Consider the following 25,797-nt stretch of genomic DNA (forward strand, 5'->3'; position numbering starts at 1 on the left):
ATGGTTTATCCTTTAATAGAGAAAGGGGTCCTATATGATGAACATTTCGTTAGACAAAGCGTACAATCAGTGTGAAGAAATTATTAAAGAAAACTCAAAAACGTTTTACAAAGCTTTTTCCATGCTGCCGTCAAAACAAAGAAAGGCAGTATGGGCAGTATATGCATTTTGCCGTCAAGTCGATGATATTGTAGATGAAGGATGCAACCCTGAAATAGAGCTGCAGCAATTCGAATCAGAATTTTCCCGATTTAAAAATGGAGAACTATTAAACGAAAGCGCCATGTGGGTAGCTCTGCGCAATGTATTTGAACAATATGAGATGAATATTCAAGCGTTTGATGATATGATTACCGGCCAGAGAATGGATTTAGTAAAAAAAGAATACGATACGCTTGATGAAGTGAAAACATACTCTTATCACGTAGCGAGTACGGTAGGGTTAATGCTTTTACCGATTTTAGCTTCAACTACTCATAAAGAATTAGAAGAAGAAGCAGTTGCATTAGGTATTGCGATGCAGCTGACCAACATTTTAAGAGACGTTGGGGAAGACTTAGAGCGAGGGCGCATTTATTTACCGAAAGACCTTATGAATTCTTACGGATATACGCGCATGCTATTAGAGAACCGGTGGGTCACTTCTGAATTTATAGAGATGTGGGAGCACCTAGTCAAAGAAGCGGAAATGTATTATATAAAAGGACTTCAGTCGATTCATAAATATCCGGTGGCTTCTCGTTTACCTCTTACAGGAGCGGCGCATTTATACCGAGCGATTCTTGATAAAATTCGAAAAGAAAATTATGACGTATTTACAGAAAAGCACTTTGTCACAAGTCAAGTGAAAAAGAAAATTATGACATCTATTTCTACGGGGTAACGCAAAGGAATTAATTTTCCTTTGCGTTACTTTTTTTTGAAAAGATATGAAAGCGTTAACTATTATGTAAATAAGAAAAAAGTCTCATTCAATTTGTTCTACGAATCAAATAGGCGACGGAAAGGTTTTTGTATATCCGGTAGAGGATGCTGTACGAATTAGAACAGGAGAAGCAGGTGTAGAGGCTATTTTATAAAAAGAGAGTGTTATTTTAATAGAGGGGGAGTTAAGCGTTGAAAAAGAAAATTAGTGCGGCTTTGCTTATTAGTTTGTTGGCGGCAACACGCGTTAATGCGGCTGACCCAACTGTTGAATCAGTCAGCGCATCAATTGACATGATGTGGGTAATGTTCGGGGCAGTACTTGTGTTTTTAATGCACGCAGGGTTTGCGATGGTTGAAACAGGCTTCACTCGTTCGAAAAATTCGCTTAATATCTTAATGAAAAATATGCTAACGGTAGCTGTGTCTTCCGTCTTGTATTTTGTGGTTGGTTTTGCGCTTATGTTTGGAAGTTCTAAAGGAGGATTTATCGGTTCGAGCGGTTTCTTTTTAAATGGAGAAAGCGATCAAATGAGCTTTTTTGTCTTTCAAATTGTTTTCGCAGCAACATGCGCTACGATTATTTCAGGAGCGTTAGCAGAACGTATGAAATTATCGAGCTATATGATGCTCACAATTGCTATGGTAGCTGTTATTTATCCAGTTGCAGGTCACTGGGTGTGGGGAGGAGGATGGTTGTCTAAACTAGGCTTCGTAGATTTTGCAGGGTCGACAGTTGTTCATTTGACTGGAGCTCTTGGTGCGGCTGTAGCAGTTACTTTTCTAGGAGCACGTCTTGGAAAGTATGGAAGCGATGGAAAAGTCAATGCTATTCAAGGACATAATATTCCACTTGGCGCATTAGGTGTATTTATCCTCTGGTTTGGATGGTTTGGATTTAATGGAGGAAGTACATTAGCAGCGGATCCTGCCCTTGTACCAGGAATCATCGCAACTACATTAATGTCTGGGTCATGCGGAGTCCTGTCTTCTGCTTTATATACAAAGTTTCGCTACAAACGTATTGACGCTAGCTTAACATTAAACGGTGCCTTAGCTGGACTTGTAGGGATTACAGCTGGAACAGCAAACGTATCGATTCCAGGTGCGATCGTCATTGGGCTAATTGCAGGAATTATTCTAGTAGAAGCTGTGCATTTTATCAATAGCAAAATGAAGTTAGATGATCCAGTTGGTGCTATTACTGTTCATGGAATTTGCGGTATTTGGGGGACGTTAGCAGTGGGGCTGTTTGATACAGCTAATGGTTTATTTTATGGCGGCGGCGTACAGCTATTAGGTATTCAAGCTCTTGGAATTATAGCTGTGATGGGCTGGACAATTGGAACGGTGGGGTTATTCCTATTTGTTCTCACGCGTTTTTCTTCTATTCGAGTATCAAGCGAAGAAGAAATTGCTGGTTTAGATTTTGCTGAACACGGTTCATCCGCATACGAATTTCGTGAAAGTTTCGTAGCGACAGGAGATGGTAACCTTCATCCTGAATTTGGTGTTGGATTGATTGATCGACTAAATAAAGTTGGTAAAGTATCGGATAAACCTCATATATCGAACGTAAATGAGACGGTATAGCAGTATATAGATGGAAAAAAGTGATTAAAAGTAAAAACTTTTAATCACTTTTTTTGTTTTTATCAACTTATTTAACAATAATGTAAGCGTTAACGTTATAATGGAAACAAAAGTGAGTTTGAAACAGTTCGTCTATAGGAGGGGAATAGATGAAATGGAAAAGGACAAGTATGCTACTTATACTATTATTGCTTTTTGGAAGCAGTGCCTCAGCGCAAGATCATAAAGATATACGTGATGAGGTAATATACTCATTGATGATTAACCGTTTTTATAACGGAAGTGAACAGAATGATCGAAATGTTAACTATGAAAGCTCAGATGCCTATTATGGAGGCGATTTACAGGGAATAGCACAAAAGTTAGACTATATTCAAGAGATGGGATTTACCGCTGTTTTATTAACTCCTTTTATGGAAAATGATGAGACAGGCTATCATGGATATGCGGTGACCAACCATTATAAAATAGACGATCATTTTGGAACGTTAAAAGACTTACAAAATCTTGTGAAGAAAGCACATGAGCGCAATATAAAAATTATGGTCGAATTTCCTTTGACAATCAGTAACAATCATACCTGGGTAGCAGATAAAGGAAAACAAACATGGATAAGTAATGAATCCGGTACAGATAACGAAGTAATTAAAGCATTGCCTCACCTTAATTTAAAAGAAAGCGCTGTGCAGAAATACCTTATTAAAAATGCTGCTTGGTGGAGCAAACAAGCAGATATTGACGGATATTACGTTAAAGATATCGATCAAGCTCCTTCTGCATTTATTTCATCCTTTTCTAAGACGCTAAAAAGCATGGATCCTTCTTTTCTATTAATAGGAGAAATAAACGGGCAACCATTAAAAAAAATGAGCAGGCTGATTCGTTAGGAGTAGATTTGCTTGTAGATAGAACGCTAGCCGAAGCCACTGCTGCTACGTTTAGCGGTACTAATCGTCCGCAGAAAATGTTGTATGACAAGTGGGGAAAAGGAAGTAATCAGCCTTTAGCCAATTTTTTAGATGATGTTCATAGCACACGTTTTACAGCACAAGCATTAAAGAGTGAAAATCATCCTGGAGCCCGAACAAAGCAAGGGCTTTCCTATCTTTATACTTCGCCGAGTGTACCAATCGTTTTTTATGGAACGGAAATTGCGCTGAATGGGGGAAAGGGAGCAGAAAATTATGGCATGATGAATTTTTTAGCTAATCCCGATATTATAGATCATTTGAAAAAACTGGCTGAACTTAGAGCAAAGTCGCCTTCTCTTCGAAAAGGAAGCTTTACCCTTGTGTCTGAGCAAAAAGGTGTGGCTGTATACAAGAGAAGGTATAAGGACGAAACGACGTTTGTTGTGATTAATAATACAAAGGAAACGTCGGCCATTAATGTCCCGCTTAAAAAAGTTGGAAAAGAAAATGAACTAAGAGGGTTAATAACGGAAGGAATTATACGACCCGTTGACGATGTATACAACATTTCATTGGAGCCTGAGACCACAAATGTATATAAAGTAGTGAAAAAGTCAGGGTTTAATATTGGATATATCGCAGCGGTTGCTGCTGTTTATACGGGATTTGGCATCTTTTTGTACAAAGCATCTTCAAAAAGAAGAAAAGAAAAGAAAATTTCTCAATCTCGTAAAAAGGACAGCGCGTCGTAGTTGTCAAATTATATTGGATAAGTATTAATGAAGAAAACATAATTAAGAGGTGGAATTATGGGTGTAACAATAAAAGATGTGGCAAATTTAGCAAATGTAGCCCCTTCGACGGTATCTCGCGTCATTGCAGATAGCTCAAGAATTAGTGAAAAAACAAAACAGCGCGTGCGATCGGCTATGAAAGAACTTGGTTATCACCCAAATATTATTGCGCGAAGTCTAGCAAATCAAACGACAGAGGCAGTCGGCCTAGTGATGCCGAGCTCAGCAGACAAGGTGTTTCAAAATCCATTCTTTCCCGAAGTGCTAAGAGGAATCAGCACCGGAGCTCACGAAAACAAAAGAGCGATTTATATGTCCACTGGAGAAACGGAAGAAGAGATTTTTGCAGAAGTTGTTCAAATGGTACAGGGGAGACGAGTGGATGGATTAATTTTGCTGTACTCCAAAGTTGATGATCAAGTACTTTCTTATTTGCAAGAACAGAGCGTGCCGTTTGTAGTTATTGGAAAGCCGTTTAAACATAGTGAAAGCATCACGTTTGTTGATAATGATAATTTTAAAGCTGGAAAAGAAGCGACGGAATATTTAATTGAATCTGGGCATGAGCGTATTGCTTTTATTGGCGGAAGTCTTGAATTAGTCGTTACCATTGACCGTTTAACAGGCTATGATAAAGCGATTCAAAAAGCAAACATTCCTTACCGGGACGAGTATGTGATTCATGAAGAATTTCTACAGAAGGGAGGAAAAGAAGCTGTTTGCGAACTTTTATCTCTAAAAGAACGTCCAACGGCTCTGGTAGTAGCAGACGATCTAATGGCATTAGGCGTTTTAAATACATTGGATGAAATGGGGATTTCAGTTCCTGAAGACATTTCGATTGTCAGTTTTAATAATGTTCTGATCGCCGAAATGGCTAGACCTGCTCTCACATCTATTGATATTAATATTTTTGAACTTGGTTATCAGGCTGTACGCTGCTTGATTAAGCAGATTGAAACGCCATATGCTGTTGCAGAACAAGTGCGCGTTCCTCACAAAATGATTAAAAGACAGTCCTGTAAAACCATTCAAATGACGAAGAGATAACTTTATATACAAATAGAAAAGAGGCTGGAACAAAAGTATTGTAGTTGAAGGAAGATCCGAACGAGTTTGATTCTTGATGGAGAATCAAACTTGTTCGGATTTTTTCGTTGGGAGGGTAAACGTAGGTAGCTGCTTCTTAGCTGGTGATTGGGTTGATTTAGGTATGTCTCAATATATTCTTTATGCCAAAGATATTGGCGTTTTAAAGTGCAAAAAAAATATACATATGCCAATTATTTTTTCCTTTATCAAAAAGAAAGAAAGATATAAGTGGTGAAAACCTTGGTGACAAATAGGCTGTAAAGTTTTATTAAAAGTTGGCACGCTATTTGCATAACTATAAAGTAAACAAAGATTTGCATACTAGGAGGTATATATCATGGTAGTTTCTTATTCTCATGAACCATTTACAAATTTTAAGGACGAAAACAATAAAAAGGCATTTCAAGAAGCATTAACATATGTAAATACACAGCTTGGCAAAACGTACCCGCTTGTGATCGACGGTGAAAAAGTGGAAACTGAGGAGAAAATTACGTCTGTTAACCCAGCGAATATAAAAGAAGTGATTGGATATGTCTCTACAGTAAATAAAGATCTAGCAGAGCAAGCGATGCAGTCAGCTTTAAAAGCTTTTGAAACGTGGAAAAAATGGAAAGTAGAACATCGAGCAGATATTCTTTTCCGTGCAGCGGCCATCATCCGTCGCAGAAAGCATGAATTTTCTAGTTATCTTGTAAAAGAAGCAGGAAAGCCTTGGAACGAAGCAGATGCTGATACAGCAGAAGCAATTGATTTTTTAGAGTACTATGCACGTCAAGTCCTGACGTTAAAAGATGGTTCTCCAGTACAGAGTCGAGACGGTGAGTATAATCAGTACAATTATATTCCGCTGGGCGTAGGTATTATCATTTCACCATTTAACTTCCCGTTAGCTATCATGGCTGGAACAGCAGTAGCAGCTATCGTAACAGGCAACACGATTTTATTAAAGCCAGCTGATGCCACTCCTGTAGTAGCAGCGAAATTTGTAGAAGTAATGGAAGAAGCAGGTTTACCGAAAGGCGTATTAAACTTTATTCCTGGTGCTACACCTGAAATCGGTGACTACTTAGTTGAACATCCAAAAACACGCTTTGTTTCATTTACCGGCTCGCGCGCAGTAGGTTGCCGCATTTACGAAAGAGCAGCAAAAGTACAGCCGGGCCAAAAATGGCTAAAACGCGTTATTGCTGAAATGGGCGGAAAAGATACGGTGGTTGTAGACAAAGATGCGGATCTTGATTTAGCTGCTTCTTCAATCGTATACTCTGCATTTGGTTTTGCAGGGCAAAAGTGCTCCGCTGGTTCTCGTGCTGTTGTGCATCAAGATGTGTATGATGAAGTGCTTGAAAAAGCAGTTGCGCTAACAAAAACATTAACCATTGGAAACCCGGAAGAAGTTTCAACTTATATGGGACCTGTTATTCACGAGGCGTCGTATAACAAAGTATTATCGTATATTGAAATTGGAAAAGAAGAAGGACGGCTTGTTGCGGGAGGAGAAGCAGACAATTCAACTGGATACTTTATTCAGCCAACTATTTTTGCGGATGTAGATGAAAAAGCTCGTCTCATGCAAGAAGAAATTTTTGGTCCGGTAGTAGCATTCTCTAAAGCGCGAGATTTTGATCATATGATGGAGATTGCAAACAATACAGAATATGCATTAACAGGCGCTTTATTATCAAACAACCGTGAGCATATTGAGCGCGCTCGTGAAGAGTTCCATGTTGGAAATCTGTATTTTAACAGAGGATGTACAGGAGCGATTGTTGGTTACCAGCCTTTTGGCGGATTTAATATGTCAGGAACGGATTCAAAAGCAGGCGGACCGGATTATCTTGTTCTTCACATGCAAGCAAAAACAACATCTGAAACATTCTAATTAGAAAATAAGGAGGAGTAAATATGACAACTGAAACACAAAAAACGGTGAAAATCATTGAGCAAACAGAAAAATTTGGGGCACACAACTATCATCCGTTGCCGATTGTAATTGAAAAGGCAGAAGGCGTATGGGTACACGATCCAGAAAATAATAAATATATGGATATGCTAAGTGCTTATTCTGCTGTTAACCAAGGACATCGTCATCCAAAAATTATTGAAGCATTAAAACGTCAAGCTGATAAAGTAACGTTAACGTCACGAGCGTTTCATAATGATCAGCTTGGTCCATGGTATGAAAAGATTTGTAAATTAACAAATAAAAATATGGCTCTTCCAATGAATACGGGAGCAGAAGCGGTGGAAACAGCCATTAAAGCTGCACGCCGCTGGGCTTACGATGTGAAAGGCGTTGCTGAAAATCAAGCACAAATCATCGCATGTGTGGGCAACTTCCATGGTCGTACAATGACAGCTGTTTCCTTATCGTCTGAAGCAGAATATCAACGTGGTTTTGGACCGATGCTTCCAGGGCTTCAAACCATTCCTTATGGTGATTTAGAAGCGTTAAAAGCTGCTATTACACCAAATACAGCCGCATTTTTAATTGAGCCAATTCAAGGTGAAGCAGGTATCGTTTTACCTCCAGAAGGCTTCTTAAAAGCTGCAGCTGATTTATGTAAAGAACATAATGTGCTATTTATTGCTGATGAAATCCAAGTTGGCTTAGCGCGTACAGGCAAAATGTTTGCTTGTGATTGGGAAGGCGTAGAACCAGATATGCTGATTTTAGGTAAAGCGCTTGGAGGAGGAGTTTTCCCTATTTCTTGCGTAGTCGCTAACGAAGACATTTTAAGTGTCTTTAACCCTGGCTCTCATGGTTCAACATTTGGAGGAAACCCGCTTGCTTGTGCCGTATCATTAGCTGCTTTGGAAGTAATTGAAGATGAAGAACTTCCAGCGCGTTCATTAGAATTAGGTTCTTATTTCAAGCAGAAGCTCCAAAGCTTAAGCAATCCAGTTATTAAAGAAGTGCGCGGCCGAGGTCTATTCATCGGGGTAGAATTACACGAAGAAGCTCGTCCTTATTGTGAAAAATTAAAAGACCAAGGTTTGCTTTGTAAAGAAACGCACAGTACGGTTATTCGTTTTGCTCCGCCGCTAACGATTTCAAAAGAAGAGTTAGACTGGGCAATTGAACGAATTGAAAAAGTATTTGCTGAGTAATCGGTTTAAAATAAATAAAAATAGTACGATATGTATATATCGTACTATTTTTATTCATATGCAGCTAAATAACGTTTTTATTTGATAGGCAGGAGGAATAGAAGTGTATATCCAACTCTCACAGCTAAGCATGGAAGAGCAAGTTGAATGTTTAACAAAAGCGTTAGTGAAAATCAAAAGTATCAATGGGACAAGCGGCGAAGTAAAGATTGCTGATTTCATTAAAAACACGCTTCAAAGTTTTCCTTATTTCAAAGAAAATCCCCTTTACGTTTGGGAACAGAAAATTAATGGCGATACGCTAGGTAGAAAAAATGTATTTGCTTTTATTCAAGGCAGCAAAAAAAATGCTCAAACAATGATTTATCACGCTCACTTAGATACGGTTGGCATTGAAGATTTTGGTCCATTAAAAGACATAGCATTAGATCCAGAAGAACTTCATCGCTATTTCTCTATGCATAACATTAATGAAGATGTACAGCGAGATGCTCGCTCAGGTGAATGGATGTTTGGAAGAGGAGCCGTTGATATGCAAAGTGGAATTGCTGTACATTTAGCCAATGTGCTGCATTTTACTAAGCATCCAAATAAATTAGAAGGAAACGTCCTTTTTATGGTCAACCCAGATGAGGAAAGTCAGCATGCTGGAATTATTTCTGCTGTTTCTGAACTGAACCGTTTGAAAAAGAAAAAAATCTTTCATATGTAGCAGCGATTAATACCGACTTTATTACACCTCTTTACGATGGAGATTCCACGCGCTATATTTATACAGGAGCCGCTGGGAAACTGCTTCCATGTTTTTATATTTACGGAAGGGAGGTACACGTAGGAGATACGCTTGCTGGTATAGATCCTAATTTGATTGCATCTGAGATTACGGGAAGTATCCATAACAATATTAATCTAGCTGAAAATATTGAAGGAGAGCTGGTACTGCCACCTTCCTGTCTGTATCAACGAGATAATAAAGAGGCTTATAATGTGCAAACCGCTGTAAGCAGTCATTTGTATTTTAACTATTTCATCTATGAACGAACGGCAAAAGAAGTGATGAGTCAATTAATTGGATTATCAATCGAAGCATGTGAAAAAGTGGAGAAAAAACTTTCTGATTATTACGAACTTTTTGTTCAGAGAACGAATTTACCAAAGCGAAACTTGTCTTGGAAAGTGGATGTTGTGAGTTTGGAAGATTACCTGGAAGAATTGGATCAAAAAGAGATAAATGCTCAGGCTTGTATTGAACGAGCTTTCGAACAGTATGCGCATTTAGAACTTAGAACAAGGTGCTTCAAAGTAATTGAAGAACTTCAAAAGTTAGATCCGCATCAAAGTCCGCGCGTAATTGTCTTTTTTGCACCGCCTTACTTGCCTCATAATCACTTGAAGAAAGACGAAAGCAGAGATCAGCAGCTTCTTTATCCCTTGCAAGCAGCTATGGAGAAGGTTGGAAAACAGACGGGAGAGACGTTTCAGTTTTAAAAATTTTTTCCCTACCTAGCGGATGGCAGCTTTTTATCTCTTCATGAGACAGATGAGGAAATCGATGCTTTTACACGTAACTTTCCGGGGTGGGGGATTGCAGGGGCGATTCCTTTCCGTGAAATTCGAGAGTTAAATATTCCGTCCATCAATATAGGAGTATATGGGAAAGACGGACATAAGTGGACAGAGCGAGTGTATAAGCCTTATTCGTTCGGAGTTCTTCCTAAGTTGATTCAAGAAACAACTGTTCAGATGCTAAAAAGTAGGCATGCTTGTACAAACCACATATAAGAAAATGAAGAACGGAGGTACCGATGAATAGACATACAGAACAAAACCAATTACAGAGAACAATGAAAAGCAGACATTTATTTATGATTGCGTTAGGAGGCGTGATTGGAACAGGCCTATTTTTAGGTTCGGGTTTTACTATTAGCCAGGCAGGGCCGGGAGGAGCCATTCTTGCATATATAATAGGCGGCTTCCTCATGTACTTAGTTATGCTTTGTTTAGGAGAGCTAGCGGTAGCAATGCCGGTTTCAGGTTCCTTTCAAGAATACGCTACAAGGTTTTTAGGACCTTCTACAGGCTTTATGATTGGATGGCTGTACTGGTTCAGCTGGGCAAATACGACAGGGCTTGAATTTACGTCAGCAGGAATTTTAATGCAGAGGTGGTTTCCTGATGTACCTATATGGTCATGGTGCTTGATTTTTGGCGTCATTACATTTTTAATTAACGCTCTTTCTGCTCGAAGCTATGCTGAAACTGAGTTTTGGTTTTCGAGTATTAAAGTTACGGCTATTATTCTATTTATTTTAATTGGAGGAGCTGCTGTTTTTGGTTTTATCGATTTCAAGGGAGGAGAACCCGCACCGTTTCTTTCACATTTCACCCAAGGCGCAGGTCTTTTTCCAAATGGAATACTGGCAGTTTTATTGACTTTAGTAACGGTTAACTTTTCGTTTCAAGGAACGGAGCTTGTCGGCATTGCAGCAGGAGAAAGTGAAAGTCCTGAGAAAACGTTGCCGAGATCTATTCGAAACGTCATTTGGAGAACGCTGTTTTTCTTTGTGTTAGCTATGTTTGTTTTAGTCTCTATTCTGCCATACAAAACAGCAGGCGTCATTGAAAGTCCGTTTGTTGCCGTATTAGATCAAATTGGCATTCCATACGCAGCGGATATCATGAACTTTGTCATTTTAACAGCCGTTCTATCAGTGGCGAACTCCGGCGTTTATGCTGCTTCTCGTATGCTTTGGTCACTGTCAAACAGCAATATGGGGCCAAAACCTTTGAAGAAATTATCTTCAAAAGGTGTTCCAATTAACGCATTAATTGTGACAATGATTATTTCAGGGTGCTCGTTGATTACAAGCGTCGTGGCTGCTGAAACCGTATATCTTTGGTTTATTTCGATTTCAGGAATGGTGACCATTATTGTTTGGATGTCCATTTGTGCCTCTCAATTTATGTTCCGCCGTCGTTTTTTAGCGGAAGGAGGAGACATAAAGGAATTGAAATTTAAAACGCCGCTTTATCCATTCGTTCCTATTCTAGGTTTTTGTTTGTATGGACTTGTATTAATCAGCTTAATTTTTATTCCGGATCAACGAATTGGTCTTTACTGTGGTGTCCCTTTAATCATTGTACTCTACGTGTATTATCACGTAGGAATCAAGAAAAATATTGATCAAAAACAATCGGATTCATCGGTTTATAAAGCAAAATAAAAAAGAAGTGCACTGTGCACTTCTTTTTTATTTAGAGCGGATGTTTAATCGTTTCATACGATACTGCAAGCTTTGTCTGGTCAGCCCTAGTATCTTAGCACTTTTTGAGATGTTGTGGCTGTGTTGTTCAAGCGTTTGTTTAATACATTCTGCTTCGAACGCTAACAGCTGTTCCTTTAAAGGAAGAGAAGGGTGAAAAGCGCTTGGATAAGAAGGTGCGTCACTGCTTGCTTTATTTTCAAAATGTTCATGCTGCTTTAGCTGGAACTTCGTTCTGTATTGGAAAGGAAGGTGAGAATAATGAATAACATCTTCGTCCATTACCAAGTTCATTGCACCTTCAATAATGTGTTCTAATTCCCGTACGTTCCCTGGCCAGTCATAAGAGAGAAAAGAAGACATGACTTGGTGATCTACGGTTTTTACATTCATCTGAAACAAATCATTGTATTTTTTGATGAAAAACTTTGTTAATTCAATAATATCTTCTTTTCGTTCACGAAGAGGAGGAATAAAAAGCGTCACGACGCCAAGTCGATAATATAAGTCTTTGCGTAATCGGTTTTCTGCAATTGCATCGATTGGATCTTCATTCATGTTCGCGATCACTCGAACGTTAACCGGTTTGTCCACTGTATCCCCAATTCTTCGTACGGTTTTTTCCTGCAGCACTCGAAGAAGCTTAGCCTGAAGATTTGGGTTTAACGAGTTGATTTCATCTAGCAGTAATGTGCCTCCTTGCGCTTGTTCGAAAAGACCAGGATTATCCATTGCACCTGTAAAAGCTCCGCGTTTCGTACCGAACAAAAGGCTTTCAATTAAATTATCCGGTAGCGCAGCACAGTTTTGTGAAATAAAAGGAGCAGAAGAGCGGCTGCTGCCATTATGTATGCTTTGAGCAAACAGTTCTTTTCCCGTGCCTGTTTCTCCAATAATTAAGACATAAGAAGGAGTTCTAGTAGCTCGCTTGGCGTCTTCAATCACATCGTGAACTGCTTGACTGTTTCCGATGATGCTATCAAACGTAAAGCGTGTATTTCCTTTTTGCCTAATGTTTTGCCGGATTAGACGCTCTAGTTTCGTCACGTCCTGAGCAATTTCAACCGCTCCTTGAATGACCCCGTCTTTTAAAATAGGGAAGGTATTATTAATCGTCGTGATTTCTTGTCCTTGATTGTTGAAATACGTTTGCTTGACGTTAACCGTTTCTTTTCCTTTTTGCAGCGCCTGTACAAGCGTGCTTTGCTGATTTTCTTTGAACATAAACACATCTAACAAGTTTTTATGTAAAACGTCTTGTTCATCCATCAGCTCCATCTTTGTCATCTTTTCATTATAAATAATAGTTTTTCCTGTTTCATCGACCGCATGGATACCGGCATCGACTTTATTTAAAATGGTTTCATATATATGTTTAAGAGTGCTTAATGTATCGGTCATTCAAATACTCTCCTTTAGCGGTGTTCATATCTCTATTTAAACAAAAATAGCTGAATTCTGATAGTGTTTCCACATAAAAATAAATGAATGACCGAAGAGAAATGTTATCCGTTTACAATGGATCCCCCATTAATGTGCAGAACTTGCCCGGACATATAAGAAGAATCAGAGCTTGCCAAGTATACATAGGCCGGTCCGAGCTCAGAAGGCTGTCCTGCCCGTTTCATAGGTGTATTAGACCCAAATGTTGCAACTTGCTGTTCGTCGAACGTAGACGGAATAAGAGGTGTCCAAATGGGTCCCGGAGCTACGCCGTTTACGCGAATGCCTTTTGTTGCGAGCGAAGCTGATAAAGAACGTGTAAAAGCAACGATAGCACCTTTGGTTGAAGAGTAATCAATCAGCTGATCATGCCCATGGTAAGCTGTCACAGACGTTGTATTAATAATAGCGCTTCCTTGTTTTAAATGAGGAAATGCAGCTTTGGTCAGATGAAAAATTGAAAAAATATTCGTTTGAAACGTACGAGTAAGCTGTTCAGTCGTAATATCCGTAATACTTTTTTGAGGATGCTGTTCAGCTGCATTATTGACTAAGATGTCTATTTTTCCGAAAGTCTGAATGGCCTTTGAGACGACTTCTTGACAAAAATGCTCATCTCCTATATCACCAGCAAGCAATAAACAAGAAGCTTCCATTCGTTCAACTTGTTTTTTGGTTTCATTTGCATCATCATGTTCATTAAGATAGGTTATGACAACATTTGCGCCTTCTTTAGCGTAATGATAAGCGACGGAACGTCCAATGCCGCTGTCTCCTCCGGTGATAATGGCTACTTTGTTCTGTAATTTTCCGCTTGCCTTATAGTCTGGAGCGATAGAGGTAGGGATTGGATGCATATCTTTCTCAATACCTGGCTGAGTTTGCTGATGCTGAGGAGGGAAGTTTTGTTTTTGATTTTGATTCATTGGTATACACTCCTTAATTAATATGAGTATGTAAGCGTATACTAGTATTTGTTAAGAAAGTGTATCTATGCATAGGAATAAGCCTGAACGAATAAAAAAAGGCTTTAAAAGAAAAAATGAATGCCGGGGCATCCATTTTTTTAGCGGTAATTAATAAATTGTACGTCAATAGGTAAATCAGCGCTGCGAATAGCTGAAATAATTTGCTGCAGGTCATCACGATTTTTACCGCTTACGCGAAGCTGATCATCTTGGATCTGGCTTTTTACTTTTAAACCAGTATTTTTAATAATTGTATTTAGCTTTTTAGCGTTGTCTTTGTCGATACCTTGAATTAGCTTGGCGCGTTGTCTAACCGTTCCTCCAGAGGCGTTCTCAATTTTTCCATATGAGATATTGCGTGTAGGTACGCCGCGTTTAATAAGCTTAGAGATCAGTACGTCTTTTAACTGTTCAAGCTTAAATTCATCATCAGAAATAAGAACAAGCTCTTCGTTTTCAAGCGAGATTTCGCTTTTACTGCCTTTAAAATCGTAGCGGGTTTTAATTTCTTTTGTTGCCATGGTAATGCCGTTTGTTACCTCTGATAAATCGACTTGTGACACAATGTCAAATGAACTATCTTTAGCCATAATAACCTCCATATGTAAAGAGTTTGTTCTTTTATTATAAATAAAACACAAACTGTATACAACTGATATTGAATAGAGAGCCGGTAATTGATACAATACAAGTTATGCTTTTTGTTGTAAGCTATAGAAGCAGCTTTTTTAAACAATGCATACATTTAAGTTGATTTGAAATTTAAAATGCTGTTCGATGCAAAGTGAGAAGGTATGTGGTGACGGAATAGTCACTACTAATTTATATAAAGGATGGATAGAACGATGAATGTAGAAGCTGGGATGAAAGCGTATTTAACAGTAAACCGGGAAACGCCGATTGGTTATATGTTAGCAGAAGGTGAAGAAGAAATTTTGCTACATAAAAATGAAACAACAAGAGAACTTGCTGAAGGAGAAGAAGTAGAAGTTTTTCTATACCTTGATCAGCATGACCGTTTAACGGCAACGATGCACTTACCTCTTGTTGAAGAAGGTGTTTATGAGTGGGTCGAGGTCGTAGATGTTAATCCAGGTTTGGGCGTGTTTGTAAATATCGGCATGAACAAAGATATGTTAATTGGTTCAACAGACTTACCTGCGCTAGAAGATCTGTGGCCAGAAGTCGGAAACAAGGTTTACTGTACAATGAAGATTTCAAAGCGCGGTAAGATGTACGGAAAAATTGCTACAGACGATGTGATGAAAGCAATGGCATTAGATGCTCCGCCCGAACTTTTTAATCGTGAAGTGAGCGGATACATCTATCGCGTACTGCGCGTAGGTTCATTTATTATGACAGATGAAGGATACGTTGGATTTATTCATGAAAGCGAGAGACGCAAAGAACCAAAGCTTGGTACGTATGTAACAGGCCGCGTAATTAATGTAAAAGAAGACGGAACGCTAAACGTATCGCTTCTTCCGCGCAAGCAAGAAAGCATGGATGAAGATGCACAAGTACTATACGATTACATGGAAAGCCGCGGTGGCGTTATGCCATTTTGGGATAAAAGCTATCCGGAAGATATTCGTGAGCGCTTTAATATGAGTAAAGCTGCGTTCAAACGTGCGCTTGGTAAACTGATGAAAGAAGGAAAAGTTTATCAAGAAGAAGGATGGACATATTTTAAAAAAGAAGAAAACTAAAAGGAGAAGCCGCTGAAAATTCAGCGGCTTCTTTTTTATAAGTGATCAGTTTTTTTAGAAAATGAATGTTTTCCAAGCTCACGGTTATGCTTAGCTTGCAGATTCTTTTCGTGAAGCTTTGCGTTATTATCTTTTGCTTTTTTATCGTTATCGCTCGTTTTTGGCATTGTGATACACCCCTTTTTGATCGTACCTTTAGAATGCCCTGACCTCTTTAAATTATTCGATGGTTTCGTTTAAAAAGAAGACTGCAATCGTCCCTGGGCCAGAGTGAGAACCTATGGCTGCACCAATAATATTAATAATAAAATGTTTGGTTCCAAAACGTTCTTGAATCATCTCTTTCAGCTGAAGAGCTGTTTCTACATCATCTCCATGGCTAATTCCAATGGTTTGAGAAGAGAGGTTTTTTCCTCGCTCTTCCATTACATCAAGCATGCGCTTAAATACTTTTTTACGGCCGCGGATTTTTTCGATTGGAATCAATTTTCCATCTTCCACATGAAGTAGCGGCTTAATATTAAGCAGACCTCCTACAAAAGCAGAAGCTTTGCTCACGCGGCCTCCTTGAGCAAGAAAATCTAAGTCATCGACCGTGAAAATATGTTCCATATGCAGCGCGTATTGTTTTATTTTTTCTGTCATCTCTACTAGTGAGAGCTTTTGTTGTAGTAATTGTGCTGCATAATAAGTAACTACTCCCTGGCCAAGAGATGCACATTTCGTATCGATTATCTCTAATTGGAAATCGGGATACTTTTCTAGGAGTTCTTCTCGAATCATCATTGCTGTTTGATATGTACCGGATAATTCTGAAGAAAAAGCTAAATAAACGCACGAATCACCTGATTTAGCTATGTCCTCAAAGACTTCATACATAGTAGTTGGAGCCGCTTGAGATGTTTTTGGCATCTTGCCTTTACGGATGGCTTCGTAGACAGAAGCTGGCTCAATCGTTTGGAGATCTAAAAATTCTTGATTATCTAGGCTTACGCGAAGCGGTAAAAAACCAACGTTATTTTCTTGAAAAAAGGATAAAGGCAAATCGCTTGCACTATCGGTTAAAAGTTTAATTGACATAAATGTCACCTTCCTAATTGCATTTATAAAGTATTAAATGAGTTTGATGTATAAACATTGAGAAGCGTTGTATACGACATAGTATTAGTGTATAAGCACTTTGAGGAAAATACAATTTTTGAATAAGTTTTTTTAATTCTGCCAAATCGTACATACTATATGTACTAACTATTTTAAAGATGCTGACTTTATTCATTTTATAAATGGGTATAGGAGAGTAAGAAGTTTTAAAAAAGCGGAGGTCGGTCATTTGAATATGTGGCTTGAAACAAAAAAAGCGATAGTCGTCTTGGTAGGAGCATTATTGAATGCGCTTGCGCTCAACTTGTTTTTGATACCTGCTAATGTATATTCGAGCGGCTTTACAGGAGTAGCGCAGCTTGTTTCGAGTATCGTGACAGATTACACCCCTTTTACTATTTCCACTGGAGTGCTGCTGTTGTTGTTAAATATTCCTGTAACTATTTTAGGGTGGAAAAAAGTTGGGAAGTCATTTACTGTTTACAGCTTTATCAGCGTTGCTGCAACAACTTTGTTTCTTGGAATTATTCCTATTCAAGCACTTTCTAAAGACATCATCCTTAACGCAGTTTTTGGAGGCGTTATTTTAGCGGTAGGGGTAGGAATTACGTTAAAATTTGGAGCTTCAACTGGTGGGCTCGATATTATTGCCCTGATTTTGTCTCGAGTAAAAGACCGACCAATTGGCACTTATATGTTCATATTAAACGCAATTATTATCGTGCTAGCAGGTCTTTTATATGGTGCTGAGAAGTCACTCTATACGCTTGTGACGCTTTATACAACTACTCGCGTCATTGATGTTATTCATACGCGTCATGTCAAACTTACAGCAATGATCGTAACGAAAAAAGGAGTGGAGCTAAGAAAGGCGATTCATGCCAAACTCGTGCGAGGGATTACGGCGGTACCGGCTAAAGGCGGCTTTACAAATGAAGATAAAGAAATGCTAATGATTGTTTTGACTAGATATGAATTATTTGACTTGGAACGAGTGATTAAAGAGGTAGATCCTAAGGCATTTACCAATATTGTTCAGACAACGGGAATCTTTGGTTTGTTTCGCAAGGATTAAAAAAGGTCCAGGTAATTAATTACCTGGACCCTTTGTATTAATGTGTACCTTTTAAGTCATTAGAAAGCTCTTGAAGCTGAGCTTGTTCTTCAGGAGAAGCATTTTGCTGCGCATGAGACAGCATATCAGCTGCAATGTTTTCATCAGAAGCTGCAGACGTATGAGCCTGAGACGTTTGCTGATTTTGATCAGCAGCTCCCAATGTATTCTGAAGCTGCTGAAGCTGAGTTTGTTCTTCAGGAGAAGCGCTTTGCTGTGCATGAGACAGCATATCAGCTGCTACGTTTTCACTAGACGTGTGAGCTTCACCGTGAGCATGAGACTGACCGCCTTCTAAAGTGCTTTGAAGCTGTTCAAGCTGGCTCTTTTCTTCAGGAGAAGCATTTTGCTGTGCATGAGATAATATATCAGCTGCCACGCTTTCACTGGACGTGTGAGCTTTACCGTAAGCGTGAGACTGACCGCCTTCTAAAGTGTTTTGAAGCTGTTCAAGCTGTGCCTTCTCTTCAGGAGAAGCATTCTGAACGATATGAGACAGCGTATCAGACGTAATGTCTGCGCTTTTCTCTTGTGAATGCGATTCTCCATCTGTATGATACGCTTGATGCAATGAGTTTTGGAATTGCTTCAGCTGCTCTTGCTCCTCAGGAGAAGCGTTAGAAGCAATGCTATTTAATACGCCTTCTGAAATATCAAGTTCACCGTTGCCATTCTTTTGACGGTGAGGCTGATCTTCTGAATGGCCGGATACTGCATTTCGAATCGCATCTTTTACTTGGCCAAAAAGTGAATTTTTCATAAGTTACTGTCCTCCATGAGGAGTTTGGCGCTGCTGAGCTTGAAATGCTTCTGCCTCTGCCATAGTCATATGATAAGGAATTCGTTCATCATGTTTTTGAACTGCGTCTGCACCTTGTTTCACAAAACGTTTTGATCGATTGCCTCTGCCCATCATAAATTCCTCCTCGTAATATAAATAAAACCGACACCTTAAGAAGTGTCGGTTATAGTGTGTGCTAAATAAAAAAAATGATAGCGATAAAAATTTACCTTGCTTTTCAAAAATAGCTAAGTTATAAATTTAACGTTTTTTCCAAATAATAAGCAATACCATCATTTTCATTCGATTTTGTTACTTCACGCGCTAGCTGTTTTAATTCGCTAATACCATTTTCCATGGCGATTCCGTGTCCTGCAAATTTAATCATTTCAAAATCATTGTCTTCATCTCCAAACGCAATAATTCGTTCGCGTGGAATTTGATAATGATTAGCTACGCGCTCAAGACCTACCGCTTTATTAAGTCCTTTTTTTACAATTTCAACAACATGCCAAGGTGCTCCCCAGCGTCTGTGCTCTAGTACTTCTGCATGAACATCTGAAAGGTGAGAACGTATATCTTGTACATGTTCTTCATCTGCGTGAATTAAAATAGACGTTGGATCGTGCTGCAGCGTATGACGCAAATCACCCGTTTGTAATTTGGGATCCCCTAGGCTAAGTACATCCATTAATTTTCGATCTTCAAAATGAAGATACACATCATCTTGTACTTCCGCCATGATATTGTTGATGCGATAGTCTTGCATAGCTGTCACAATGTCATGGACAGTGCGGCGGTTTAAAGGTTCGTGATGCGTGCCGAAATCAGGCTGAAGGGGATGATGGACAAGCGCTCCGTTAAAGTTTACGATAGGCGTGGATAAATCTAATTCGCTGTAATACATAGCACTGGAACGATAAGGTCTTCCAGTTGCAATCATTACAATATGTCCTTCTTGTTTGGCTTTTTCTAATACCCGTTTTGTTGTAGGTGAAATGGTTTTTTCATTCGTTAACAATGTTCCATCCAGATCTAAGGCGATTAAGTGTTGATCGTTTCTCATATAGGGCTCCTTTTAAATTGAAGTAGTTATACGATTATATTGAATTCTACTAATATTCATGCTTGTATTCCCATATTTTACACAACTTTTCCTTATGAGAAAAGCAGAACGATTGACATGCAAAAGCTGTCTTGTTACGGTGTAAGACATAGTTATTGATTGCTTACGATAAATTGTTTCAGGGTATATTTAATACGTGAAGATAATTACGGAAGTAAAAGAAAGGAGAATGAATATGGATAAACAGTTAGAAGACAAAATCATGGAATCACTAGAAGAAGTAATTGATCCAGAGCTTGGCGTTGATATCGTAAATTTAGGCTTAGTTTACGGTGTAGAAATGGAAGAAAACAACACGGTCATCGTGACGATGACGTTAACTTCTATCGGCTGCCCGCTGGCTGGTGTGATTGGTGAACAGGTGAAAAAACAATTAATTTCTCTTGAAGAAGTAGAAAATGTAGAAGTGAATATCACATTTAATCCGCCATGGGATAAAGATCGCATGACGCGCTACGCTAAAATTGCATTAGGTGTTCAATAAGAAAAAAGCCATCAACGATGGCTTTTTTTCTTATTCAATTCTGCACAATTCCACAGGGCAGTCCTCACAGTCTATTTCTTTCTTTAAAAAAGAAAGCTTATGAATGATAATTTTTCCATCTGCCATTGAAATCACTTCGTTTTTTCGCAACTCAGCGAGCATGCGATTGACCACTTCTCGAGATGTCCCGCATAGATTGGCGATTTCTTGATTTGTCAACGTTACGTTTAATAAAATACCATTTGGCTTCATTACTCCAAAGCTATTAGACATGCGGATCAGAGTAGAATAGAGGGCACCTTTTTTTCCGTTTAGAATTAAGTCTCTAAATTTTGTCTGCATTCGCTTAATTTGTAGTCCCATCCACTTCATGTACTCCATAGAAAGAGCAGGGTATTGTGCTAGTTCGTTTTCTAACACCCGTTTTTGAATACTGATTGCCGTACAATGTTCAATAGCTTTTGCTTGAAGCATATGGGGAGTAGATCCGCAAAACAGCATGACTTCCCCGACTAAGTCTCCTGAACTCGCCAGCTGAAGCGTCAGCTCGCGTCCTTCTGGTGTCACTTTACCTACTTGCACGGCCCCTGACGTAATAAAAAATAAATGAGTTGAAGTCGAACCTTCTTGAAAGAGAAAGTCACCTTTTTTAAACGAAATTTTATGATCAAAGTTCATAAAAAATTGCTGCAGCTCATTTGAAAAAGAATCCGTTGTGATGTTCATCATGTTATCACCTTTTAATTAAAATTTTGCGACTGCTACTTATTAATCTATTAAGTTAGAACAGTCTGTATATGCTGTATGTCCACTAGCCGTATAAAAAAATATCATACGGATGATTTTTATCGATATTCTTATTATACACAAAAACAACCAGTGTTTTCCAAAACTATCTATGAACAATTTCTAAACAAAAATAGAAAGGTAGTTATAAAAATAAAAACTTATGAATAAATAAAAATGTTTAAAAATATAGAATAAAGTGTTGGATTTTTTAAATATTCATTTGATTTTATTTTTATACGGTATTATAATGATAAATAATTCAAATAGATACGTGGAAAAAGGAGTTTTAAAATGAAAGAATACAAGGTAGGAATTGTTGGAGCAACAGGGTATGGAGGAGTAGAACTGATTCGTTTGTTAGCGAATCACCCACATTTTCATGTTTATGCAGTTTATTCATCCTCTCAGGATGGGACGGAACTAGCAGAAGTTTATCCTCACCTTTCTAATACTGTATATACACTGCAAGATATAAACCCTAAGAATATGGCTGAAGAATTAGATTTAGTGTTTACAGCAACTCCGTCCGGTGTTTCTAGCAAACTTGTACCTCAATTAATAGAAGAAGGAATAAAAGTGGTAGATCTATCTGGAGATTTTAGATTAAAAACAGAAGCGCTTTATGAAAAATGGTACAAAAAGCCTGCTGCAGCCGAAGCGTTTTTACAACAGTCTGTGTATGGATTATCAGAATGGTTTGCAGATAAAGTCGAAAGCAGTACGTTCGTTGCGAACCCGGGTTGTTATCCAACAGCTACACTGCTTGGGCTAGCTCCCCTCGTTAGTAAACAAATGGTGAAATCAAACTCTATTATCATTGATGCAAAGTCCGGAATCTCAGGAGCAGGACGTGGTCTTTCGCAAATGGCTCATTATGCTGAAATCAATGAAAATATGAAAATATACAAAGTTAATCAACATCAGCATATCCCAGAAATCGAATCTATTTTAGAAAAGTGGGATGAGGAAATTGGCCACGTTACGTTCAGTACGCACTTAGTTCCAATGACGCGAGGGATTATGAGTACAATATACGCTGAACTTTCTGAAGAAAGCTCAGAACAAGAGCTTCATCAGCTATATGTAGATACATATCAAAACTCCCCGTTCGTTCGCGTTCGAAAAGCTGGTGAATTTCCGTCTACTAAAGAAGTAAGTGCATCAAATTATTGCGATATCGGTGTTGCATTTGACGAACGAACAAAGCGTGTCACGATTGTTTCTGTCATTGATAACTTAGTTAAAGGGGCAGCCGGTCAGGCCATTCAAAATGCCAATATCATGATGGGATTTGAACAGCAGGCGGGTATCGGGCTACTGCCTGTCTTCCCATAAAGGCAAAGCATCACTAATCACGATAAAAGCAGGAGGGAACGTATAGTGATTACGGTTAAACAAACGAAAGAAAAGATAAAGAAAATAGAGAACGGTACAATTGTAACGCCGCTAGGTTTTTCAGCAGATGGCGTTCACGCTGGTTTACGTTATGCTAAAAAAGATTTGGGAGTTATTGTAAGCGACGTACCAGCTAATTGCGCAGCTGTTTACACGCTTAATGCCTTTCAAGCAGCGCCTTTAGCTGTTACAAAAGAAAGTGTAGCGGTGGAGCAGAAGCTGCAAGCGATCGTTGTGAACAGCGCATGTGCAAATGCATGTACTGGAGAACAAGGATTAAAAGATGCATACCAAATGCGAAATACATGTGCAGAAAAGCTTAATATCCTACCTCATCATGTAGCGGTAGCTTCTACAGGCGTAATTGGAGAGCTTCTAGATATGAAAAAAATTGTTAAAGGTATTGGGTTATTAAGCCCTTCGTCGAACAAAGAAAAAGCAGAAGAATTTCAAACGGCTATTTTAACAACAGATACAGTGATGAAGTCAGCTTGCTATGAAACAAAAATTGACGGCAAAGTAGTTATCATTGGAGGCACAGCGAAAGGATCAGGTATGATTCACCCAAATATGGCTACGATGCTTAGCTTTATCACAACGGATGCTAAGGTTGAAGCTTCAGTGCTACAAGATGCGCTAGGTTCTATTACAAATAAAAGCTTTAATCAAATTACAGTGGATGGTGATACGTCAACCAACGATATGGTTGTTGTTTTAGCAAATGGAAAAGCTGATCACAAATCGCTTACACCAGATCATCCTGAATGGAATTCATTTTATGAAGCACTGCGCTTGACGTGTGAAGATTTAGCCAAACAAATTGCACGCGACGGTGAAGGAGCAACAAAACTAATTGAAGTAAACGTATCTGGTGCTCATACAAACGAAGAAGCAAATGTGATTGCTAAACAAATTGTGGGCTCGAACCTAGTGAAAACGGCCATGTATGGAGCCGATGCTAATTGGGGACGAATTATTTGTTCAGTTGGGTACAGCGGAGTAGCGCTTAATCCAGAAACAGTGAATGTTTCGTTAGGTAATATCCAGATGTTAGAAAACAGTCAGCCTGTTTCATTTAGTGAAGAAGAAGCAAAGGCTTATCTAGAAAATGATACGGTCGAAGTCTATGTTGACTTGCAGCAGGGAAATGGAATTGGCAAGGCGTGGGGCTGCGATTTGACTTACGATTATGTCAAAATCAACGCCAGTTATCGAACGTAAGGAGAGAGTGAAATGAGCAGTGAAAAAATCGTCGTTGTAAAATGCGGAGGCAGCATTGTCAATCAGTTAACAAGCGCTTTTTTTGAAAGTATTCAGCAGTTAAAAGCGAGTGGATATCAGATCATTGTTGTGCACGGAGGCGGGCCTGATATTCAAGATACGCTTACCAAACTTCACATTGAAACGGAATTTGTAGATGGGCTTCGAAAAACGTCCAAAGAAGCATTAGAAGTTGTGACGATGGTATTAGCAGGCAAGGTTAATAAACAGCTTGTAAAAGAACTACAAAAAGCGAACTTAAAAGCAGTAGGACTATCAGGAATTGATGGATTATTGCTTAAAGCAGAGGCAATTGATGTGGAACGTCTAGGTTACGTTGGGGAAGTAAAAGGCGTAAACGATACATTATTAAAACAACTAACTGACAGTCAGTATATTCCAGTTATTTCTTCCATTGGAGCCGATGAAGAAGGCAATAGCTATAACATTAATGCTGACGTGGCGGCCGGAGCCGTTGCACAAGCAGTAAAAGCTGAAAAGCTGATGTTTGTAACGGATGTAAAAGGAGTGCTAAAGGATGGAGCATTGCTTCCTGAACTTACAAAGTCAGAGATTGATGCACTTATTGAAGAAAAAGTAATTTACGGCGGAATGATTCCGAAAGTAACATCAGCGGTAAATGCGTTATCTCCTTTGCTTGAAGAAGTTCATATTATTAGCGGAACTGATGGATTTTTAGATAAGGAAGGAAAGCTGATTGGTACAGCAATTAAATATAGTGGAAAAGGTGGAGAAGATAGCGATGAGTTCATTGTTTCCAACATATCAACGGTTTGATATCCATGTGGAAGAGGCGCAAGGAACAAAATTAATAGATAACAAAGGAAATGAGTATTTAGATTTTATTTCAGGTATCGCTGTTTGTAACGTAGGTCATCGTCATCCTGATGTTCAAAAAGCGGTCGAAGAGCAGTTAAATAAAGTGTGGCATGTGTCAAATTTATTTCATCAATCGATTCAAGAAGAGGTAGCAGGTAGGCTTGTGGAACACTCAAACGGTGATGCGGTATTTTTCTGTAACAGCGGTGCAGAAGCCAACGAAGCGGCGATTAAATTAGCGCGCAAGTACACACAAAAACACAAAATTATTACATTTACAAAATCATTTCATGGACGTACATTTGCTACAATGACAGCTACAGGGCAGGCAAAAATTCATGATGGCTTCGGTCCTCTTGTTAATGAGTTTGTTTACGTGCCATACAATGATGAAGAAGCATTAAAACAAGAAATGGACGATAGCGTAGCAGCAATTATGGTTGAAGTCATTCAAGGGGAAGGCGGAGTGGTTCCAGGAACCGAAGCATTTTTATTAACCATTCAAGAGCTGTGTAAAAAGCACGAAGCACTGTTTATAGTCGATGAAGTGCAAACTGGAATTGGCAGAACTGGAAAACCATTTGCTTATCAGCATTTTAACGTTTCACCAGATATTATTACAGCAGCCAAAGGGTTAGGAAGCGGAATGCCGGTTGGTGCGATGATTGGAAAAGGCTATCTCAAAGAAGCGTTTGGACCTGGTACTCACGGAACAACCTTTGGAGGAAACCCAATTGCATTAGCTTCAGCCAAAGCAACCTTAAACATTATTTTTAATGAAGCATTTTTGGCAGAGGTTACAGAAAAAAGCCTTTATTTTACCAATGCTTTGAAAAATAGTGTAGCAGATTATTCATTTGTAACCGATGTTCGCGGAAAAGGTTTTATGATTGGAATTGAATGCGGAGAACATCAGTCAGCATTGCTTGCAGCTATGCGTGAAAAAGGATTGCTAGCACTGGGAGCAGGACCGCACGTAGTACGATTGCTGCCGCCTTTAACTGTAACAAAAGAAGAGTTGGACCAAGCGATTCATATCATTGAAGAAGCGTTTAGCCAAACAAAAATTACTTCATAATACAAATTTTTTTGAATA

26 protein-coding genes and 1 pseudogene are annotated in these 25,797 nt (G+C 38.9%); 18 read left to right on the top strand and 9 right to left on the bottom strand.

What is annotated here, in order from left to right; translation table 11 throughout:
* The first annotated feature begins 34 nt into the window (after window positions 1-34).
* From Q5794_RS03495 to Q5794_RS03545, 11 genes and pseudogenes are all read left to right on the top strand, one after another.
* Window positions 35-883 carry a phytoene/squalene synthase family protein gene (locus Q5794_RS03495; protein WP_374988682.1) on the top strand — a complete coding sequence of 283 codons (849 nt, stop codon included), beginning with the start codon at window positions 35-37 and terminating at the stop codon, window positions 881-883.
* A 91-nt stretch (window positions 884-974) separates the two neighbouring features.
* Window positions 975-1,079 (top strand): P-II family nitrogen regulator, encoded by a 105-nt coding sequence (locus Q5794_RS03500; RefSeq protein WP_268588157.1) that lies wholly within the window; start codon window positions 975-977, stop codon window positions 1,077-1,079.
* A 37-nt stretch (window positions 1,080-1,116) separates the two neighbouring features.
* Window positions 1,117-2,517 (top strand): ammonium transporter, encoded by a 1,401-nt coding sequence (locus Q5794_RS03505; RefSeq protein ID WP_214984684.1) that lies wholly within the window; start codon window positions 1,117-1,119, stop codon window positions 2,515-2,517.
* 149 nt (window positions 2,518-2,666) lie between these two features.
* Window positions 2,667-3,404, top strand: a complete 738-nt coding sequence (locus tag Q5794_RS03510; protein WP_374988683.1) for an alpha-amylase family glycosyl hydrolase — start codon at window positions 2,667-2,669, stop codon at window positions 3,402-3,404.
* Between the two features lie 8 nt (window positions 3,405-3,412).
* Window positions 3,413-4,180 carry an alpha-glucosidase C-terminal domain-containing protein gene (locus tag Q5794_RS03515; protein ID WP_374988684.1) on the top strand — a complete coding sequence of 256 codons (768 nt, stop codon included), beginning with the start codon at window positions 3,413-3,415 and terminating at the stop codon, window positions 4,178-4,180.
* A gap of 57 nt (window positions 4,181-4,237) precedes the next feature.
* Entirely contained in the window at window positions 4,238-5,272 is a 1,035-nt protein-coding gene (locus Q5794_RS03520; RefSeq protein WP_013055369.1) for a LacI family DNA-binding transcriptional regulator, read from the top strand.
* A gap of 73 nt (window positions 5,273-5,345) precedes the next feature.
* Window positions 5,346-5,549, top strand: coding sequence for a hypothetical protein (locus Q5794_RS03525; RefSeq protein WP_374988685.1), 204 nt, complete (start codon window positions 5,346-5,348; stop codon window positions 5,547-5,549).
* 102 nt (window positions 5,550-5,651) lie between these two features.
* The gene (gene pruA, locus Q5794_RS03530) at window positions 5,652-7,199 is read left to right on the top strand and encodes an L-glutamate gamma-semialdehyde dehydrogenase (protein WP_208755982.1); all 1,548 of its coding nucleotides are present in this window, start codon (window positions 5,652-5,654) and stop codon (window positions 7,197-7,199) included.
* Between the two features lie 23 nt (window positions 7,200-7,222).
* Window positions 7,223-8,428, top strand: a complete 1,206-nt coding sequence (locus Q5794_RS03535) for an ornithine--oxo-acid transaminase (protein WP_013055371.1) — start codon at window positions 7,223-7,225, stop codon at window positions 8,426-8,428.
* Window positions 8,429-8,531: 103 nt separating this feature from the next.
* Window positions 8,532-10,210, top strand: a pseudogene (locus Q5794_RS03540) (M20/M25/M40 family metallo-hydrolase).
* Between the two features lie 23 nt (window positions 10,211-10,233).
* On the top strand, window positions 10,234-11,652 hold the full coding sequence (locus tag Q5794_RS03545; protein ID WP_268577479.1) for an amino acid permease: 1,419 nt from the start codon (window positions 10,234-10,236) through the stop codon (window positions 11,650-11,652).
* Between the two features lie 27 nt (window positions 11,653-11,679).
* Here the strand turns inward: Q5794_RS03545 and Q5794_RS03550 are convergent, their stop codons facing one another.
* The 3 genes from Q5794_RS03550 to Q5794_RS03560 form a co-directional block, all read right to left on the bottom strand.
* Window positions 11,680-13,092, bottom strand: a complete 1,413-nt coding sequence (locus Q5794_RS03550) for a sigma-54-dependent Fis family transcriptional regulator (protein WP_028407442.1) — start codon at window positions 13,090-13,092, stop codon at window positions 11,680-11,682.
* A gap of 104 nt (window positions 13,093-13,196) precedes the next feature.
* Window positions 13,197-14,060 (bottom strand): SDR family oxidoreductase, encoded by an 864-nt coding sequence (locus Q5794_RS03555; RefSeq protein ID WP_374988686.1) that lies wholly within the window; start codon window positions 14,058-14,060, stop codon window positions 13,197-13,199.
* A 140-nt stretch (window positions 14,061-14,200) separates the two neighbouring features.
* Entirely contained in the window at window positions 14,201-14,692 is a 492-nt protein-coding gene (locus tag Q5794_RS03560; protein ID WP_013055376.1) for a YajQ family cyclic di-GMP-binding protein, read from the bottom strand.
* Window positions 14,693-14,947: 255 nt separating this feature from the next.
* Between Q5794_RS03560 and Q5794_RS03565 the strand changes: the two genes are divergently transcribed.
* The gene (locus Q5794_RS03565) at window positions 14,948-15,811 is read left to right on the top strand and encodes a S1 RNA-binding domain-containing protein (RefSeq protein WP_013055377.1); all 864 of its coding nucleotides are present in this window, start codon (window positions 14,948-14,950) and stop codon (window positions 15,809-15,811) included.
* A gap of 35 nt (window positions 15,812-15,846) precedes the next feature.
* On the opposite strand, the gene Q5794_RS03570 is transcribed toward Q5794_RS03565, so the two are convergent.
* Both Q5794_RS03570 and Q5794_RS03575 read right to left on the bottom strand, forming a co-directional pair.
* Window positions 15,847-15,978: a DUF3941 domain-containing protein gene (locus Q5794_RS03570; RefSeq protein ID WP_013055378.1), complete on the bottom strand. Its 132-nt coding sequence runs from the start codon at window positions 15,976-15,978 to the stop codon at window positions 15,847-15,849.
* Window positions 15,979-16,030: 52 nt separating this feature from the next.
* Window positions 16,031-16,891, bottom strand: a complete 861-nt coding sequence (locus tag Q5794_RS03575) for a DegV family protein (RefSeq protein WP_192996560.1) — start codon at window positions 16,889-16,891, stop codon at window positions 16,031-16,033.
* A 256-nt stretch (window positions 16,892-17,147) separates the two neighbouring features.
* Between Q5794_RS03575 and Q5794_RS03580 the strand changes: the two genes are divergently transcribed.
* Window positions 17,148-17,987: a YitT family protein gene (locus Q5794_RS03580; protein ID WP_025749916.1), complete on the top strand. Its 840-nt coding sequence runs from the start codon at window positions 17,148-17,150 to the stop codon at window positions 17,985-17,987.
* 37 nt (window positions 17,988-18,024) lie between these two features.
* Here the strand turns inward: Q5794_RS03580 and Q5794_RS03585 are convergent, their stop codons facing one another.
* The 3 genes from Q5794_RS03585 to Q5794_RS03595 all read right to left on the bottom strand — a co-directional run bounded on the left by Q5794_RS03585 (window position 18,025) and on the right by Q5794_RS03595 (window position 19,873).
* Entirely contained in the window at window positions 18,025-18,786 is a 762-nt protein-coding gene (locus Q5794_RS03585) for a DUF3813 family protein (protein ID WP_374988687.1), read from the bottom strand.
* 3 nt (window positions 18,787-18,789) lie between these two features.
* Window positions 18,790-18,942, bottom strand: coding sequence for a hypothetical protein (locus tag Q5794_RS03590; protein ID WP_013055382.1), 153 nt, complete (start codon window positions 18,940-18,942; stop codon window positions 18,790-18,792).
* 118 nt (window positions 18,943-19,060) lie between these two features.
* Window positions 19,061-19,873 carry a Cof-type HAD-IIB family hydrolase gene (locus Q5794_RS03595; protein ID WP_013055383.1) on the bottom strand — a complete coding sequence of 271 codons (813 nt, stop codon included), beginning with the start codon at window positions 19,871-19,873 and terminating at the stop codon, window positions 19,061-19,063.
* A gap of 235 nt (window positions 19,874-20,108) precedes the next feature.
* On the opposite strand from Q5794_RS03595, the gene Q5794_RS03600 reads away from it, so the two are divergent.
* Entirely contained in the window at window positions 20,109-20,417 is a 309-nt protein-coding gene (locus Q5794_RS03600; protein WP_013055384.1) for a metal-sulfur cluster assembly factor, read from the top strand.
* A 30-nt stretch (window positions 20,418-20,447) separates the two neighbouring features.
* On the opposite strand, the gene Q5794_RS03605 is transcribed toward Q5794_RS03600, so the two are convergent.
* Window positions 20,448-21,146, bottom strand: a complete 699-nt coding sequence (locus tag Q5794_RS03605) for a Crp/Fnr family transcriptional regulator (RefSeq protein ID WP_192996563.1) — start codon at window positions 21,144-21,146, stop codon at window positions 20,448-20,450.
* A 351-nt stretch (window positions 21,147-21,497) separates the two neighbouring features.
* Between Q5794_RS03605 and argC the strand changes: the two genes are divergently transcribed.
* From argC to Q5794_RS03625, 4 genes are read left to right on the top strand one after another with little or no spacing between them, the layout of a single operon-like run.
* On the top strand, window positions 21,498-22,541 hold the full coding sequence (gene argC, locus Q5794_RS03610; RefSeq protein ID WP_214984693.1) for an N-acetyl-gamma-glutamyl-phosphate reductase: 1,044 nt from the start codon (window positions 21,498-21,500) through the stop codon (window positions 22,539-22,541).
* Between the two features lie 45 nt (window positions 22,542-22,586).
* On the top strand, window positions 22,587-23,822 hold the full coding sequence (gene argJ / locus Q5794_RS03615; RefSeq protein ID WP_374988688.1) for a bifunctional ornithine acetyltransferase/N-acetylglutamate synthase: 1,236 nt from the start codon (window positions 22,587-22,589) through the stop codon (window positions 23,820-23,822).
* Window positions 23,823-23,834: 12 nt separating this feature from the next.
* The gene (gene argB, locus Q5794_RS03620; RefSeq protein WP_214984695.1) at window positions 23,835-24,659 is read left to right on the top strand and encodes an acetylglutamate kinase; all 825 of its coding nucleotides are present in this window, start codon (window positions 23,835-23,837) and stop codon (window positions 24,657-24,659) included.
* Complete coding sequence (locus Q5794_RS03625) at window positions 24,625-25,779, top strand: acetylornithine transaminase (protein ID WP_268577472.1); 1,155 nt, start codon at window positions 24,625-24,627, stop codon at window positions 25,777-25,779. The genes argB and Q5794_RS03625 overlap by 35 nt, the downstream gene beginning before the upstream one ends.
* Window positions 25,780-25,797: the final 18 nt, after the last annotated feature.

It is taken from the genome of Priestia megaterium, assembly GCF_041941685.1.
Taxonomy (GTDB): domain Bacteria; phylum Bacillota; class Bacilli; order Bacillales; family Bacillaceae_H; genus Priestia; species Priestia megaterium_C.

What these genes read in the sequence shown, in the direction of transcription:
- Q5794_RS03495 (WP_374988682.1), top strand. Translation starts at nt 35, where the DNA reads ATGATGAACATTTCGTTAGACAAAGCGTACAATCAGTGTGAAGAAATT.
- Q5794_RS03510 (WP_374988683.1), top strand. Translation starts at nt 2,667, where the DNA reads ATGAAATGGAAAAGGACAAGTATGCTACTTATACTATTATTGCTTTTT.
- Q5794_RS03520 (WP_013055369.1), top strand. Translation starts at nt 4,238, where the DNA reads ATGGGTGTAACAATAAAAGATGTGGCAAATTTAGCAAATGTAGCCCCT.
- pruA (WP_208755982.1), top strand. Translation starts at nt 5,652, where the DNA reads ATGGTAGTTTCTTATTCTCATGAACCATTTACAAATTTTAAGGACGAA.
- Q5794_RS03535 (WP_013055371.1), top strand. Translation starts at nt 7,223, where the DNA reads ATGACAACTGAAACACAAAAAACGGTGAAAATCATTGAGCAAACAGAA.
- Q5794_RS03545 (WP_268577479.1), top strand. Translation starts at nt 10,234, where the DNA reads ATGAATAGACATACAGAACAAAACCAATTACAGAGAACAATGAAAAGC.
- Q5794_RS03550 (WP_028407442.1), bottom strand. Translation starts at nt 13,092, where the DNA reads ATGACCGATACATTAAGCACTCTTAAACATATATATGAAACCATTTTA.
- Q5794_RS03555 (WP_374988686.1), bottom strand. Translation starts at nt 14,060, where the DNA reads ATGAATCAAAATCAAAAACAAAACTTCCCTCCTCAGCATCAGCAAACT.
- Q5794_RS03560 (WP_013055376.1), bottom strand. Translation starts at nt 14,692, where the DNA reads ATGGCTAAAGATAGTTCATTTGACATTGTGTCACAAGTCGATTTATCA.
- Q5794_RS03565 (WP_013055377.1), top strand. Translation starts at nt 14,948, where the DNA reads ATGAATGTAGAAGCTGGGATGAAAGCGTATTTAACAGTAAACCGGGAA.
- Q5794_RS03570 (WP_013055378.1), bottom strand. Translation starts at nt 15,978, where the DNA reads ATGCCAAAAACGAGCGATAACGATAAAAAAGCAAAAGATAATAACGCA.
- Q5794_RS03575 (WP_192996560.1), bottom strand. Translation starts at nt 16,891, where the DNA reads ATGTCAATTAAACTTTTAACCGATAGTGCAAGCGATTTGCCTTTATCC.
- Q5794_RS03580 (WP_025749916.1), top strand. Translation starts at nt 17,148, where the DNA reads ATGTGGCTTGAAACAAAAAAAGCGATAGTCGTCTTGGTAGGAGCATTA.
- Q5794_RS03585 (WP_374988687.1), bottom strand. Translation starts at nt 18,786, where the DNA reads ATGAAAAATTCACTTTTTGGCCAAGTAAAAGATGCGATTCGAAATGCA.
- Q5794_RS03590 (WP_013055382.1), bottom strand. Translation starts at nt 18,942, where the DNA reads ATGATGGGCAGAGGCAATCGATCAAAACGTTTTGTGAAACAAGGTGCA.
- Q5794_RS03595 (WP_013055383.1), bottom strand. Translation starts at nt 19,873, where the DNA reads ATGAGAAACGATCAACACTTAATCGCCTTAGATCTGGATGGAACATTG.
- Q5794_RS03600 (WP_013055384.1), top strand. Translation starts at nt 20,109, where the DNA reads ATGGATAAACAGTTAGAAGACAAAATCATGGAATCACTAGAAGAAGTA.
- Q5794_RS03605 (WP_192996563.1), bottom strand. Translation starts at nt 21,146, where the DNA reads ATGATGAACATCACAACGGATTCTTTTTCAAATGAGCTGCAGCAATTT.
- argC (WP_214984693.1), top strand. Translation starts at nt 21,498, where the DNA reads ATGAAAGAATACAAGGTAGGAATTGTTGGAGCAACAGGGTATGGAGGA.
- argB (WP_214984695.1), top strand. Translation starts at nt 23,835, where the DNA reads ATGAGCAGTGAAAAAATCGTCGTTGTAAAATGCGGAGGCAGCATTGTC.
- Q5794_RS03625 (WP_268577472.1), top strand. Translation starts at nt 24,625, where the DNA reads ATGAGTTCATTGTTTCCAACATATCAACGGTTTGATATCCATGTGGAA.